Here is a 14660-nt window from a genome sequence, read left to right on the forward strand (position 1 = left end):
CCTTATGCTTTCGGCCGCCGGTCCCCTTCCAGGAAATTGGCGGTAAACACCGCTTTGCCATGAGTCTCGAAGGACCACTTCATGGTCTCGGACAGCACCTTCATCACCTCATCGAACTCACCGAACACCTGAGTGCTCATCCGGTTTGCATGCACTTCCAGGCCACTGTTCTTGAGGCGCTGGATAACCTCCTTGATGCTGGCTTTGTACTCGTCCTGGAGTGGGTAATGACTGATCTGGACGGAAAGATACATAGCACTCTCCTTGTCTTCGGTTCATGGGGAATCCATTCCCAGCCTAAGCCCGGCAGCGGCAATATGACCAGCCCTGCAAAGTGACGTACCGCTTCTCTGCTAAGCTGAACGGGTAGGCGTGGCAGCGACGGAGGCGTTCATTTGAGCAGCGATTATCAGGAAATTGCGCTTCGCCTGCTGGCGGCTCTGGTCGCCGGTGCGGTGATTGGCTATGAGCGCTCGTTCCACGGTCGCCCGGCCGGCTTTCGCACGCACACACTGGTCAGTCTGGCGTCCTGCCTGTTGATGTTGGTAACGGTCTATGAGGCCCACTGGGTGCCGGAGACCATGGACGGCATCCGGCTCGATCCCACCCGTATGGCGCAGGGCATCATGACCGGTATCGGCTTTCTGGGTGCGGGTGTGATCGTCAAGGAAGGCCTGTCTGTCCGCGGGCTGACCACCGCCGCCTCCATCTGGATCACGTCCGCCATCGGGATCCTCGCCGGTGTGGGCTTCTACTATCCCCTGGTGCTGTCGCTGCTATTGGCCGTGACGGTGCTTTCATTGTTCCGCTGGATTGAGTCGCGGGTGCCGACCCAGGCGTTCTATCACTTCGATGTGCAATTCGCCCCGGCGGCGGAGCTAAATGACGTTGTCATGCGTGACCTGATTGAAAGCCACGGCTTCAGCATTGCTAACCTGAGCTACCGCGTATACGCCGAGAAACAGGTCCGTCGACACAAGATGGTGTTGAGTTCGATTGACGAGTCCAGCGCGTCCCGATTGGCGACAACGCTGGAAGAGACCGAATCGGTGCTGGAATTCCGCATTGCGCCGATGAGCGGTTGATGCGGGTATCCAGTCCGGCGATCTGGACGTATAACCGGACAAACGGTCCTGGTGTGGTGGGTGTGTGCTGAAACAACTGGTCTCTTTCCTGATCCTGAATGCGCTGTGTCTGGCCCTGCAGTGGTGGCGGCCCGGGCCTTTGCCCTGGGTGGCGCTGGACGCCCTGTTGCTGATGGGGCTGCTGGGGCTTATTCGGGCCGGGGACTGGCGCCGGTGGATCGCCTGGGCACTGGCCGTGGGATACGTGGCACTGGCGCTGTTCGTGGCGGCCGACGGCGTTATGCGCCTGGCCTTGGGGCGCCCACTGAATCTCTACCTGGACAGCGCATTGCCGGGCAAGGTCGTCGATCTGGCCGTGACCAATCTGGGGTATGTCTGGGCCCTTGGTTTAGCAGCGGTTCTGGTGCTGTCGGTGCTGGTCCTGGCGTGGTTGGTGCGGACGCTGCTGCTTTATGCCGGGCGCCAGGTGTCGGTCCGGCAAGCCAAAGCGATGACGGTGCTCGCCCTGGTTGGCCTGGCCTTGCTGCCTGTCCGGGCCATCCCGGTGGCGGTATCCGGCGCCGAGGTATTGGCAACTCAGGTCGAGCGCATCATGGACGCACAGGCACAGACCGAGGCCTTTTCGCGTCAATTGAATACTGTCGAAAGTACCGGCAACCGGGGACGTGCGGTCGCGATGGATCGACTGGCCGGAGACGATGTGCTGATCGGCTTCATTGAATCCTATGGTGTCTCCGCGCTGGGCGATCCCCGTTATCGGCCGGTACTGGACCCGCGCCTGGACGCCATGGAGCAGGCCCTTTCCACGGCCGGGCTCAGTGTGGTCAGCGGCCGCTTGCGGTCGCCGGTCCAGGGTGGTCAATCCTGGCTGGCCCATGCCACGGTCTTGAGTGGTCTGTGGGTGGACAGCGCAATGGCTTACGACGTGATGTTGTCGAGCGGCTACACCACCCTGATCGACGACTTTCGCCAGACCGGACACGACACCGTTGCCGTGATGCCCGCGATCACCCGCGCCTGGCCGGAAGGGCGCCAGTTGGGGTATCGGCACATCTACGACGCCCAGCGCATCGATTACGCCGGCCCGGCGCTGAACTGGGTCACCATGCCGGACCAGTACACCTGGTCCTGGTTCCAGCGCCAGGTACGGGACGCCTCGGCGACACCGATATTCGCCGAGCTGGCGCTGATCAGCAGCCACGCGCCCTGGGTGCCGATCCTGCCGGTGCTGCCGGATTGGCAGGCCATCGGTGACGGTCAGGTCTTTTCCCCATGGAAAGGGGCGGGAGAGGTGCCCGCCGAACTGTGGCGTAATCCCGAGCGAGTGCGGCAGCATTACATTCGGGCGATCGACTATGCCCTGGCCGTGGCGACGGACTACGCCATTCGTCATGTAGACGAGCACACGCTGCTGATCCTGCTCGGCGATCACCAGCCGGCGCCGCTGGTGACCGGTGAGGGCGCAAGCCGCGATGTGCCCGTCCATATCATTGCCCGTGATCCTGACTTGCTCGCACCGTTCACCGGTCCCGCCGGACTGCCCGGGTTCCGCCGCGGCGTTCGCCCGGACCTGGATCGACCCGGCCCGCGAATGGATCAACTCCGTTCATTTCTGCACATACATTTCTCAACAGTATCGCCTGTGGCATCGCGCTAGACTCTGTCCGGTTGTCATCGGAGGCGTGAGCAGAATGGACGTGAGTCAGGGCGGATCGGCCGCAGGACCCGGAAAGGATTCCGACAAACCACGCTGGGGCGTCACGCTGTTTGGCCTGATCTTCCTGTGTGCCGGCCTGGGCGTGCTGATCTTCAGCCCGCTGGCGACTCTCTATGAGCATGTCAGCAGTGCCGGCTGGGGCCGGGTCCAGGCGACGTTGCAGCAGATCGATCTGCGCAGCCATCGCGGGGACGACAGCACCACCTGGTCGGTGGATGCCACCTACACCTACCGCGTTGGCGGGCGCACGTATACCGGCCATCGGGTGGGCTACGACGCCGGCAGCGACAATATCGGAGACTATCAACAGCAACTGGTCAGCCGCATGCGGCGTATCAGCGCCCAAGGCCCGGTGGCCATATGGGTGAATCCCGACAACCCCACCGAAAGCTACCTCGTACGCGAACTGCGCTGGAAAAAGCTGCTGTTCGGCGGTCTGTTCGGTACGGTCTTCGCGGTGGCCGGCGTTGCGATCCTGCTGGTGGGCCGGCGTCGACGCCGACTGGCCGCGGACCAGACAGACATCTTGTCCTCTCAGCGTTACGGCCACTGGGTATTCGGCTTCATGGCGTTCATGTTTCTCTCCATCAGTCTGCCGGGTGTGCTCGCCGTCCCGGACGAACTGGCGGATGACAACTGGCTGATCCTGATGGTGCTGATGTTCCCGCTGGCCGGCCTCTGGCTCGCCAGACTGGCCTGGGTGAGCCGGCGCAACTGGCGCTATTACGGTCCGATGCCTTTGAGCCCGGATCCGGTGCCGGGACAGGTGGGCGGTGATATCGGGGGGCGGATTCGCCTGTCGCGACCGGAGATCGAAGCGCCGTGGCAGGTGACCCTGCAGTGCGTCCGGGTGCGCATCCGGTCCGGCAAAAACAGCAGTCGCAGTGAACGCATCATCTGGCAGGACCACCAGTCGCCCTATGTGCATACCGAAGGTACCGGTGCCGTGGTCGCCTTCCGTTTTACGCCGCCGGCAGATCTGCCTCCGACAGACACCAGCGGACGGGAACAGGTCCTGTGGCGACTGGTCCTCGATGGGCCGCAGGAACCGGTGGCCCTGGAGCGGACCTACGAACTCCCGGTGGAGCCTGGCACGCTGGCCTCTGCGGTGACCTTGCCCCGCGAACATGTGGAGCGGGCAGAACGCAAAGCCCAGGTGGCCGCGACCTCGGCAGCTGCCGAGCAGATCGATGTGGAACCCTGGATGGATGGCTGGCGGATTCGCAGCCGCGCTGGCCGCAACCTGGGCTTCACACTGGCGATCCTTATCGGGGGCGTGTTCTTCGCGGGTGCCGCCATTGGCTTGGGCGTTGCCGCGGCGTCCGAAGGTTTCATGCTTTACGTGATGGCCTTCTTCTTCGGGTTGTTTGGTTTTCCCATGGCGCTGGGTGGTCTGTTCATGCTGGGCCGTTCTCTCGATGTGCGCATTCGCCAGCAGCAGGTCCGCTCTGTCAGGGCCTGGTGTGGCATGGCGCTGTGGCGCCGGCAGGCTGACCTGATCCAGGCCGGCCAACTGGTACTGACATCAGGCGGTTCGGCCAATCAGGGGCACCGCATGACCGAGTATTTCCACCTGGAAGTGAAAGCCGCCGGCAAGCAGGTCCGTATTGCCGAGGGGCTGGCGGGCCGTGAGGTGGCGGAAGCGTTCCGGGATAACCTGGTGCGTTTGCTGCGCCTGTCGTGACAGCCGGTCAGCCTGCAGGGAAGCGACCGATGACCTGATAGTGGGACCCTTCCGGGCGTTGCGTGCTGCTGAACAGGCTAACGTGATGCACGCCGAAAGAAGGCAATTCGAGTTGGCCGTATTTATCCAGGAAGCGGTTCAGGCTCTGGGCTGGCTCGCGTTTGTCCTGGCGGGCCGCGTATTGACGGGTGCGCCGCCCACGAAACCGGGCCAGTGTGATGTGCGGTCGAAACCCGCGCCCCTGGATCGAGACGTTCAGTTGCTTCAATCGTTGGTGGATCTCTTCGTGTAGATCGATCAATGGTTCCCGGTCCAGTACGCCGGCCCAGAGGTTTTTGGGGTACTGGGGGGAGCCGAACAGACCGACACCCGCAACGGTGACCGGAAAAGGATCCAGTGGCAGGCCATTAAGCGCATCGTAGATGACGGGCAGATTGTCGTCACCGACATTGCCGATAAAGCTCAGCGTCATGTGGAGTTGTCCGGCCGTCTGCCAGCGTGCGCCCTTCAGTTCGCCCCTGATTGCGGTCAGTGCCTGACGGACATCTTCCGGTAACTCAAGACCAACGAAGAGGCGAAGCATAAGTTTCTCCCTCATTTTATTTTTCAGTTTAGTCGTAATTATCTTTTTGTGACGCCAACCCGTAACCCGCCTCACTCCTGGAACGGTCGGGTTAAGTGTGTGTAATGTAAACGATTGATTAATAAACCGTATTCCTGTTTTAACCCGCAGCCGCGGTGAGTTTCGTTAGGGTGGAATGGTGTTGCCCGGACATGGTGTCCCGGGCTTATTCAACGGAAGAACCTACGGGGACTCTATCGCTATGAACACCAAGACGAATCTTGCATACGTCACGCTGCTTTCCGCTGCTGTATTCGCTGCACCGGCTGCCCTCGCGCAGGACAAGCGTGATGACTCAGGTTTCTACATCGGTGGTAGTTACGGCGGCTTTAAATCCCACGGCGGTGAATTCAAGGACGAGAACGACCTGTTCGCCGGCACCGTCGGGTATCAGTTCAACCGGTATTTCGCCCTGGAGGGTGACTACCTGGATTTCGGTGAATTCGGCGAGGACGATGACGTCAACAGTGACCTGAAAGGTCTGGCGCTGTCTGCCAAGGGCCGCCTCCCCGTAACCGAGAGCTTCGGCGTGTACGGCAAGGCGGGTGCCTTCGTCTATTCCTACGACGTGGACGCCTTTGACGAAAGCGAAACCTACGATGAAGTGAGCCCGGTGGTCGGTGCGGGCGTGGACTTCCGCGTTACCGACAGCCTCACAGCCTATGCCGAGTATGACCGCTACAACGTGGACATTGATGAAGACGACTTCAACGGCCAGGTCACCAACGACGGTCCGTCCTTCGACACGGCCCGCGTCGGTCTGAATTACATGTTCTGATCGCCCGATATGGCATCAGGAAAGGACAGGGAAGACGGACGAGTGCGATCGGGGGCAGGACGACCCTGACTCGTCCCTCGGAAGAGGCACTGGATGGTTGCCATTCAGTGCCTTTTTTTTGTGCATGCACAGAAGCTGTCAATTGCTTAAAAGGTAAACAGTTCGTTGAATTGAATCCCCTTTTAGCTGGCAGGTAATGATTCGTAACATGTTGTAATTTGGGGATTTACGTACGTGCTTTCAAAAATGCTGGCTGTATAGTGAGCATCTCGTGCATATAGGTGCTGACTATGAGAGTTTCACACTGTATTACGATTAGCCTTTTAGCAACGGGCGTGTTGGCTGGCTGTGGCGGCGGTGGTTCCGGCGGCAGCACCGTTTCAGAGGCGTCGGCAACCTCCAGCAGTGGTAAGGCGACCGTGGCGGCTGGCCCGGTTGAAATGTCCGCCGGTTGCGAGGTGGATCAATACCAGGCTGAGCTGATCGAGCTGATCAACATCGCCCGCTCTGAAGCCCGGATGTGTGGTGACGATCATTATGAGGCGACAACGCCGGTCACCTACAGCTGCACGCTGGAGGGCGCCGCCAGGACGCACAGTGTGGACATGGAAACCCATAACTTCTTCAGCCACACCGGGTCGGATGGCCTGACTGTGGGCAATCGGGTCACGGCGACCGGCTACGAGTGGTCGATTGTCGGTGAGAACATTGCGGCCGGCTACGATTCACCGGCTTCCGTCACGGCCGGCTGGTTGGCGAGTCCGGGTCATTGCCGCAACATTATGGATCCCCGTTTTGAGGAGTTTGCCGCGGTCCGGATCGACAGCACGTCGGCGTCCAACGACTACAGCAACTACTGGACCTCCGTTTACGGAACGTCTCGCTGATTGCTCGTCACCCTGTAGCACCGCAAGGACGGGATGGATCCCGTCAGATTTTCCCTCTCGTTTTGCGTCCTCGCTTTCCCGCTTATTCACAAAACGGCCAGAACTGGTAGATATGCCGGCATCTTAACTGGGCTTCGCACTGCTCCAGTTGGGCCGCATAGGTGGCGGCGTGGGTCGTGACCCGGTTGGCCACACGCTGGACCCACGGACGCTTCTTGTAGCTTTGGCGGACAAAGCCCGTCGGGCCTTCGTGGTAGGCCAGGTAGAGATCGCGGGTATTGTCCAGTGACAGGCCCAGTTGGCGATGAGTCCGCGCGTTGTACCAGCCGATAAAGTCCAGGGCGTGTTTCATCTGGGAGCGGTCGGCGAAGACGCTGCCGGCGTCCTCCATGTACTCGCCCCAGGCGGGATCAAGCGCCTGGGCGTAGCCAAACGCAGAAGTCGGGCGCGACCATGGGATCACGCCAAACAGTTTGGTCCGTGGCGGTTGGATGCGGCTCTGGAAGGCGGATTCCTGGCGCACGAAGGCGATCTGGGTGGCTATGGGCGTGCCCCAGCGGGCCTGGGAGGCCGCCGCCTCGTCGTACCAATCCGGATGCTCGCTGAAGATGTCGCAGATGTTGTCCGGGTTGGTCGGCGGTGCCGGAACCAGCACCCGATAGCCGCCGATCAGCCACGACAAGGCGCCCACCGCAATAATGGGAATGGCAAATTCAGCGGTGAACAGCAACAGACGCTTGGCTTTGGCTCGAATAGTGGTTTCCTGTGGTTCGGGGCGGTGTTCTACGCTGCATTATAGCCCGCTCCCGGAGGGCAGGAGCGGGGATAACAGGATGGTAAGGCAATCAGCCTTCGCGACTGGGTGGGGCCATGAATTCCGGGCCGACCGGATCGGTAATGTGTTGCTTCAGGATGTTATTGATCGCCGTCATGTCCTCTTCGGCGAGCGACCAGCCCTCCACATTGCTGACCGGCTCCAGCTGTTCAGGCCGTCTGGCACCCCAGAGTGCCGTGGTCACGCCCGGTTGGTCGATCAACCAGCGCAGTGCGAGGGCCAGGACATCCTTGCCGAAGTGATCCCGGGCATAGTCGTCCAGAGCGTTGACGGCGTTAAGGTACTGCTGGAAGCGATCGCCCTGGAACTTGGGATCGTTGTTACGCAGGTCGTCGCCTTCAAACTCGCTTTTGGGCGTCATCTTGCCGCTGAGCAGGCCGCGGCAGAGACCGCCGTAGGTGATGGTGGCGATTTCGTTGTCGCGGCAGTAGGGCAGGATATCGTCCTCAATGCCCCGCTCAAACAGGTTATAGGGCGGCTGGTCACTGTGCAGGGGGGCGAACTCGCGGAACTGGTCCATTTGCTCCGGCGAAAAGTTACTGACCCCGATCGCACGGATCTTGCCGTCCTTGAGCAGCTTCTCCAGGGCGCGTGCGGTTTCCTCCATGGGTGTGACCGGGTCGGGCCAGTGCACCTGATAGATGTCGATGTGATCGGTCTGTAGCCGCTTCAGCGAATCCTCGACTTCTTTCTCGATCCGCTTCGCGGTGGCATCGCGCCAGACCTTGTCGTGCTCGTCGGACCAGTTGAGCGCGACCTTGGTGGCCAGTGCCACCTGCTCACGGCGACCGCCCGCCAGGGCCTTGCCGACGATCTCCTCGGAACGGCCGAAACCGTAGACCGGCGCGGTATCGATCAGTTTGATGCCCTTGTCGATCGCGGCATGAATGGTATCGATGGATTCGGCTTCGTCCGTGCCGCCCCACATCCAGCCGCCAATGGCCCAGGTGCCCAGGCCAACCGGGGTGACTTCGATATCCGTATTGCCAAACGTCCGGGTCTTCATGGTGCCTCCTGTCGTGTCGAAGATGTCAGGCCGGGGCGAACCGACCCAGATTACAAGCCTTGGGACGATCTGCGGTGAGATCAAGTGCTCGCGATATCCAGGTCAACTGCCGGCCTGGTGAGACCGCTAGGACAGTACGCTGAGAGGGTGGTGCCGGATGTGACGATCAGGAAAGGTTGATACGCCCGCAGTCTGTGACCGCGGGCGTTGGAGATTACTGGCCGCGCTCTGCGGTACGCAGCGATTGCTTGAGATGGTCCATAGCACCCAGGCTGGTGAACACGTCCAGGCTGTTGACTGGCGTCGCACTGCCGTCACCCACGTAGTAGGCCGGCATCTGTATCTGGGTCTCCTTCAGGGCCGGGTACATGACCTGGGCGATATCCCGCTGGATTTCCGCCATGTAAATATCGCGCGCCGACTGCTTGGCCATCAGGTTGGCCTTGGCAACTTCGGCCTCCGCCAGACCTTTCTCACGGATGGCTTTGGCCGCATAGGTGGCGGCATCGGCGTTGGCTTTCTGGATGTCCCGTTCGGCGGTGGCCACTTCAAGCTGGGTTTGCTTCTCAAGCAGGGCGACAGCCTGTTCCTTTTGCTTGCGGACCTGTTCCAGTTCCGCCTGCTGGCGCTCCATTTCCACTTCCTTCTGCTTGGAAATGATCGCCAGCTCCTTGGCGCGCTGGGCGTCCTGGATCGCGCGGGCCTTCTCGATCTCCTTCTCCAGTTGAGCGGTCTTGGCTTCTGCCCGGGCCGTTTCCTGGGCCTGAATGGCGGTAATCCGTTTGGCGACCAGGTCCTTTTTCTTCACCAGCAGTTCGTCCAGGCGATGCTCCGGAATGGGCCGGCCAATGGTGACCTGACGGACCTGGATGCCATAGGAATCCAGCGGGTTGGCCAGCCGCTTGGCCTGGCCCTTGTCGTTTTGCAGGATGATGTTTTTCCACACCAGTTGGACCTTGTGTTCCAGCTTGTCGGCGTCGTCGTTGGTTGATGACACCGCCGCCAGGTCTGTCTGCTCCACCTCGACCTGCCGGCGCTCGGTCTGGTAAAGGCCATTCTGGAGCTGGTCTTCGAGCTGCACCTTGAACTTGTTCAGCCCGCCCTGAAAGAATTCCTCGCCGGTGTATTGGGTGGCGGTGACCACCGTGACGTTCTTGGCGTTCTTGAGCAGAAGCGAATCGATCAGGTTGTCGTAGCTGCGGAATTCCCGATGCATGGCGATGATGCGCTCCGGATCGGATGACAGCTTGAAGCGGAACGTCGCCGGGATGCTGGCCGTGTAGGTATCGGCAAACTGGACCTCGACGTTACTCAGCTGGCGGGTGGCGCGGATGACCTCGCCGCTCTCCTGATTGCCGAAGTTGAGCGTCATCGCCTGGTTGTAGGTGTAGACATTGGAAAAGAAGGGCACTTTCAGGTGGACGCCCGGTTCGGTGAAGACCCGAATAGTGCCAAACAGCGTGTCCTGAACCACGTAGGTGTAGCCCAGTTCGGTGGTAAAAAAGGAGGAAAAGCCCAGCATCAGGGCGATTACGGTGCCGGCAATAGCGGCAAAATAGCGCTTCAGATGTTGCCCCAGCGACGAGGAGAGGGAATCAAACTGCGATTTTACGGCCTGGTTCATTGTTAACTTCCTGTAACGTTATGATCCTTAAGGCCGGCAAAAATACACGGCTTCGTCTCCGAGCGCTACGCCTGATTGCCGACGTTGGCGTGAGAAGAAGCTCAAATGGGGCAAAGATTTTAATATTTTTAACACTTTGAAACGCTGAAAATCAGATGTAGGGATGAATCTCTGTTAATGTTTGGTGGAGCGTCTGCGGTGCACGCAGGAAGCGACTCATCCGGCGCGTTCGAAGCGCGTTTTTCAGGGAATGGAAGCAGTAGGGTGGATTATGAGCACTGATCGTTACCGTATTCAGTTTGACGGCCGCATCGTGGACGGGTTTTCGCCCGAACAGGTGAAGAGCAACGTCCAGGCGTTGTTCAAAGTGTCCGAGGAGCGGGCTGCGCGCCTGTTCGATGGCACATCCCGCAATCTCAAAAAGGACCTGACGCTCGATCAGGCCAACCAGTATCGCGACCGCCTGTTGAAAGCCGGCGCAGCGGTTGTGGTTCAGACCATGGACACGCCGCCCGCTGCGGCGCCGGCCGAATCCGCCCAGCCGCAGGAACCGGAAAAGCCCCGCTACGCCACATCGCTCAGCGAGCTGGCAGTGGAGCCGGTGGAAGGCGAGGAAGAGACCGCCGCGCCTAATGAGCCGGCGCCGAACCAGGCCGCGGCGGCCATGACGGCGGCCGACGAGGGCGCGCAAACGCCTCCGACCGGTCCAGCCCGCTTCGAGGCCAAGCCGGTTGGATCGACGCCCATTCAGCGCCCAGTCAGGAAAACGGTCGACCCGGAGGATTTCCGGGATGCCGAATTCCGTTTCACCGGCCAGGGGGGCGAATACTTCGGGATCTGGATCGTCAATATCCTGCTGACGATGGTCACCTTCGGGATCTATTCCGCCTGGGCGACCGTGCGCAATAACCAGTATTTTTATGGCAATACCCAGTTGGATGGCGCCAGCTTCCAGTACCTGGCCGATCCGATCACGATTCTCAAAGGCCGGCTGATCGCGTTTTTCGCTTTCATCCTCTACGCGCTGGTGGCCAACCTGGTGCCGGGCGCGGCGATCATCATGGGTATCGGCTTTATGTTCGCGATCCCCTGGATTGTCATCCGTTCGCTGCGTTTCCGGGCCATCAATAGCGCTTACCGCAATGTGCGTTTCGATTTCGAAGCCAGCTATGCCGATGCGCTGATGGTGATGGTGGTCTGGCCCTTCCTCAACCTGTTGACCTTGCTGCTGCTGACGCCGTTCAGCGTTCTCAAGACGCACCGGTTCATGGGCAACGGTTTCCGTTACGGCACGAGCCGTTTCAGCTTCGACAGCACCAACGGCGAATATTATGCCTTCTTCGGTAAGGGGCTGCTGATGGCCATTGCCTTTGGCATCGGTGGCATTGTGGCGTTTACCCTGATCAATCCGGCGCTGGCGTTCGTCGTGATCATGGCCGGTTACCTTGCGGTGTTCGGCTATTTCATGGCAGGACTGACCAACATCTTCCTCAACAACCTCACGCTGCGCGATCACAGCCTGCATTCGCACCTGTCGCCGAAGCAGATGCTGTGGATCTACGCGTCCAACAGCGCGCTGGTTGTCCTGACGCTGGGCTTGTTCACACCCTGGGCCAAGGTGCGCATGGCGCGTTACCGGGCCGCTTGCACCGAGATGACCGTCGCCGGCGATCTGGACGGCTTCATAGCCGCGGAAGACCGCCGCACCAGCGCGCTGGGTCAAGAGCTCGGCGATGCCTTCGACGTCGGTATCACCGCCTTCTGATATGGAACTGACCGGAGATTACTACAGTGGCGCCACCTCCCGGCGGCGCCCCTCCCGGTTGTGCCTGGACGACGACCAGCTGATCCTGGACACCGGCGACGAGCGCCATTGGTTGGAATGGCACGCCATCCGGGTCTCGCCGCGGGTCGGCAACACGCCCCGCTACCTGCACCTGCTGGAGGATGGCGTATTTGAAACGTCCGATAACGACGGCGTCGATGCGCTGACCCGGCACTTCCAGACCGGTCGGTTGTCGCGTTGGGTCCATCGCCTGGAAAATCATCTGGGGCTGATCCTGATTGCTGCGGTAGTCGCCGCGCTGACAACCCTGGGCAGCTTCCTGTACGGCTTGCCCTGGACGTCGAAAGTGGTGGCGGACATGATGCCGGCCTCCGTGGTGGACAGCCTCAGCCAGACCACGCTGAACACGCTGGATTCCAGTGTGATGCAGCCCAGCACATTGCCGGCGGATCGACAGGCACAACTGCAATCGACTTTCGCTCCCTATCTGGAGACGATTCCCGGGCAGGACGTGCATGTGCTCTTTCGTCACAGTGACGCGGTGGGTGCCAACGCGATGGCCCTGCCGGATGGCACCATCGTCTTCACCGACGCCATGGTCTCCCTGGCAAAGGACGATCAGGAACTGGTCGCCGTGTTGTCCCACGAACTCGGGCACGTGGCCCACAATCACGGCATGCAGGGCGTGGTCCATTCGTCTCTGACCGCCTGGTTGCTGGTGATGATGACCGGCGACCTGACGGCCTTTGCCGATACCACCGTGACCGGCCCGGCCGTGCTGCTCAATCTGGCCTACTCCCGGGATATGGAGCGGGATGCGGATCAGTACGCGCTGGACCTGATGCAGGCGCGGCAGGTGGATCCCGGCCATTTTATTGCCATCATGCAGCGTCTCGAGGGCGGAGAAAGCAGTGACGAAGACCCGCGGGACGAGGCCCCCGGCTGGCAAACCGCGATCAATGGCCTGATGTCCTCGCACCCCCTGACCGATGAGCGGATTGCCCGGTTCCGGGCGGCCGAAGGTTGACCGCGATAGCGTCTCTCAGACCAGCCAGCCAGCAGCCAGACCGACGGCCAGTGAAACCAGCATCGGTCCCAGGACTCGCAGACCCAGCCCGCGGGTTCCCATGCCCAGGGCCAGTCCGGCTTTGACCAGGTTGTTCACCGACGCGGCCAGGATGATGCCGATGACGGCGGTGCCGGGATCGATGGCGTCCCGCGCCAGGCGGGTCAGCGAGAGCGTGATGGCATCCACATCCGCAATGCCCGACGCCGCCGCCAACACATAGACTCCGGCATTGCCCAGCCATTCCTGCAGCCACTCGCCCAGCAACAGGATGACCGTCAGCAAACCGCCGAAGAACACCGCCGAGCCGAGGTCCAGTGGGTTCTGGTTGAGCACCGGCTGGCGCACCGTCGGGTGGGTGCGGTAGCGGCGCCAGATCACCAAGGCCGGCAGGTACAGCGTCAACGCCATCAGCGCAACGGGAATGAAAAGGCGGTCGAACAGGTCGACGTTGATGGCGGCACAGTAGATCAGAATGCGCGGGAACATCGTGCCGCAGGCAATCAGGATGCCGGCTGCCAGCAGGCGATCGATATCCGGCACGCGCCGGGACTGCCTCGAGAAGTGCAGGGTCAGGGCCGTGGATGAGCTCAATCCGGCAAACAGGCTGGTGAACAGCAGGCCTTTTTCGGTGCCGCCCACACGTACGGCAAAGTAGCCGACGAACGAGATGGCGGCGATCAGCACCACCATCCACCAGATCGCATAGGGATTCAGTACGCCGCCGGGGCCCATGGGTTGGTTGGGCAGCAGAGGCAGCATCACCACGGAAATCAGCAACAGTTTGAGCGCCGCGTCCAGTTCGTGAGCCTGAAGGCGATTCACGAGGCCGTGGATAGCCTGTTTGTTGTCGAGGATCAGCGCCGTAACCACCGCCCCGGCCACCGCCAGGGTCCGGTCCACGGCCACCGCCACAGCCCCCAGGCAGAACGCCAGCAGCACGCCCACCAGGCTCGTGATGCTGTAGTCGCGCACCTCGCTGACACGAGCCCGGTACGCCACGATATTGACCGCCACCACACCCAGCAACAGGGCCGGCAACACCCAGGGCGTCACCGTTTGCGACAATAAGGCCCCCAGGCCGCCCAAAAGGCCCACCAATGCGTGGGTGCGGATCCCGGCGATGCGTTCGCCGGCTTTTTTCTCCCGGGCTTCCCAGCCCCTTTCCAGCCCGATCAGGCTACCGAGCAATACCGCGACGGCGAGGCTGATGGCGGCGTGGTTGTGGTTGAGGAAGGTTTCGGTCAATGCATTCAAGGGCCGAATCATCCATGGCAGGAAGACAATCGTGCGTTTGAGTATAGGCGCTGGTTCAGAACGTTATGGCGACGCAAATCAATTAAAAGAAGAGAAGGTGGTTGACTGGCCTAGCCAAGGTCCGCGGCGGGGTGACTTGGGTACAGGCCTGTTCACCCCGCCGTGGCGTGTGGTTTGCGGCACTCAACCAATGAGTGTGGTGGGCGTTTGATAACGCCAGCGATCTGATCGTTGCGTTGTGAAAAACGCCGGGCGCCGATGACAAGTGAGGCTGACGCGCCTTTTATCTTGGAGGGCGGCGTCCGGCGACGGC

The 14660-nt window shown here is 61.1% G+C and carries 13 protein-coding genes; 7 read left to right on the top strand and 6 right to left on the bottom strand.

Features of this window, described 5'->3' with window-relative positions; translation table 11 throughout:
• Positions 1-2: 2 nt before the first annotated feature.
• Entirely contained in the window at positions 3-254 is a 252-nt protein-coding gene (locus tag JL474_RS00205) for a YkoF family thiamine/hydroxymethylpyrimidine-binding protein (RefSeq protein ID WP_203140509.1), read from the bottom strand.
• A 141-nt stretch (positions 255-395) separates the two neighbouring features.
• Here JL474_RS00205 and JL474_RS00210 point away from each other — a divergent pair, with 141 nt between their 5' ends.
• The 3 genes from JL474_RS00210 (at position 396) to JL474_RS00220 (ending at position 4486) form a co-directional block, all read left to right on the top strand.
• On the top strand, positions 396-1085 hold the full coding sequence (locus JL474_RS00210; RefSeq protein WP_203140510.1) for an MgtC/SapB family protein: 690 nt from the start codon (positions 396-398) through the stop codon (positions 1083-1085).
• 64 nt (positions 1086-1149) lie between these two features.
• On the top strand, positions 1150-2742 hold the full coding sequence (locus JL474_RS00215) for an alkaline phosphatase family protein (RefSeq protein ID WP_203140511.1): 1593 nt from the start codon (positions 1150-1152) through the stop codon (positions 2740-2742).
• A 34-nt stretch (positions 2743-2776) separates the two neighbouring features.
• The gene (locus JL474_RS00220) at positions 2777-4486 is read left to right on the top strand and encodes a DUF3592 domain-containing protein (RefSeq protein ID WP_203140512.1); all 1710 of its coding nucleotides are present in this window, start codon (positions 2777-2779) and stop codon (positions 4484-4486) included.
• 7 nt (positions 4487-4493) lie between these two features.
• Here the strand turns inward: JL474_RS00220 and thpR are convergent, their stop codons facing one another.
• Positions 4494-5069 (bottom strand): RNA 2',3'-cyclic phosphodiesterase, encoded by a 576-nt coding sequence (gene thpR / locus JL474_RS00225; RefSeq protein WP_203140513.1) that lies wholly within the window; start codon positions 5067-5069, stop codon positions 4494-4496.
• Positions 5070-5310: 241 nt separating this feature from the next.
• Here thpR and JL474_RS00230 point away from each other — a divergent pair, with 241 nt between their 5' ends.
• Both JL474_RS00230 and JL474_RS00235 read left to right on the top strand, forming a co-directional pair.
• Positions 5311-5886, top strand: coding sequence for an outer membrane beta-barrel protein (locus tag JL474_RS00230; protein WP_123634309.1), 576 nt, complete (start codon positions 5311-5313; stop codon positions 5884-5886).
• A 290-nt stretch (positions 5887-6176) separates the two neighbouring features.
• Entirely contained in the window at positions 6177-6773 is a 597-nt protein-coding gene (locus tag JL474_RS00235) for a CAP domain-containing protein (protein ID WP_203140514.1), read from the top strand.
• A gap of 82 nt (positions 6774-6855) precedes the next feature.
• Here JL474_RS00235 and JL474_RS00240 read toward each other — a convergent pair whose 3' ends face one another.
• The 3 genes from JL474_RS00240 to JL474_RS00250 form a co-directional block, all read right to left on the bottom strand.
• Entirely contained in the window at positions 6856-7503 is a 648-nt protein-coding gene (locus JL474_RS00240) for a transglycosylase SLT domain-containing protein (RefSeq protein WP_236011947.1), read from the bottom strand.
• Positions 7504-7618: 115 nt separating this feature from the next.
• Entirely contained in the window at positions 7619-8614 is a 996-nt protein-coding gene (locus JL474_RS00245) for an aldo/keto reductase (RefSeq protein ID WP_203140515.1), read from the bottom strand.
• 214 nt (positions 8615-8828) lie between these two features.
• A complete protein-coding gene (locus tag JL474_RS00250) occupies positions 8829-10238 on the bottom strand; it encodes an SPFH domain-containing protein (RefSeq protein WP_203140516.1) in 1410 nt (469 codons plus the stop codon).
• A gap of 271 nt (positions 10239-10509) precedes the next feature.
• Here JL474_RS00250 and JL474_RS00255 point away from each other — a divergent pair, with 271 nt between their 5' ends.
• Positions 10510-12003 (top strand): YjgN family protein, encoded by a 1494-nt coding sequence (locus tag JL474_RS00255; protein ID WP_203140517.1) that lies wholly within the window; start codon positions 10510-10512, stop codon positions 12001-12003.
• Positions 11972-13051 carry a M48 family metallopeptidase gene (locus tag JL474_RS00260; protein ID WP_203140518.1) on the top strand — a complete coding sequence of 360 codons (1080 nt, stop codon included), beginning with the start codon at positions 11972-11974 and terminating at the stop codon, positions 13049-13051. The genes JL474_RS00255 and JL474_RS00260 overlap by 32 nt, the downstream gene beginning before the upstream one ends.
• Positions 13052-13066: 15 nt before the next feature.
• Here JL474_RS00260 and JL474_RS00265 read toward each other — a convergent pair whose 3' ends face one another.
• Entirely contained in the window at positions 13067-14347 is a 1281-nt protein-coding gene (locus JL474_RS00265; protein ID WP_236011948.1) for an MgtC/SapB family protein, read from the bottom strand.
• Positions 14348-14660 lie beyond the last annotated feature (313 nt).

Origin of the sequence: Marinobacter mangrovi, assembly GCF_016798325.1 — a bacterium.
In the GTDB taxonomy this organism is placed as follows: Bacteria; Pseudomonadota; Gammaproteobacteria; order Pseudomonadales; family Oleiphilaceae; genus Marinobacter_A; species Marinobacter_A mangrovi.

Coding starts and splice junctions, on each gene's coding strand:
- JL474_RS00255 (WP_203140517.1), top strand. CDS start 10,510: ATGAGCACTGATCGTTACCGTATTCAGTTTGACGGCCGCATCGTGGAC.
- JL474_RS00230 (WP_123634309.1), top strand. CDS start 5,311: ATGAACACCAAGACGAATCTTGCATACGTCACGCTGCTTTCCGCTGCT.
- thpR (WP_203140513.1), bottom strand. CDS start 5,069: ATGCTTCGCCTCTTCGTTGGTCTTGAGTTACCGGAAGATGTCCGTCAG.
- JL474_RS00245 (WP_203140515.1), bottom strand. CDS start 8,614: ATGAAGACCCGGACGTTTGGCAATACGGATATCGAAGTCACCCCGGTT.
- JL474_RS00235 (WP_203140514.1), top strand. CDS start 6,177: ATGAGAGTTTCACACTGTATTACGATTAGCCTTTTAGCAACGGGCGTG.
- JL474_RS00205 (WP_203140509.1), bottom strand. CDS start 254: ATGTATCTTTCCGTCCAGATCAGTCATTACCCACTCCAGGACGAGTAC.
- JL474_RS00220 (WP_203140512.1), top strand. CDS start 2,777: ATGGACGTGAGTCAGGGCGGATCGGCCGCAGGACCCGGAAAGGATTCC.
- JL474_RS00260 (WP_203140518.1), top strand. CDS start 11,972: ATGCCTTCGACGTCGGTATCACCGCCTTCTGATATGGAACTGACCGGA.
- JL474_RS00250 (WP_203140516.1), bottom strand. CDS start 10,238: ATGAACCAGGCCGTAAAATCGCAGTTTGATTCCCTCTCCTCGTCGCTG.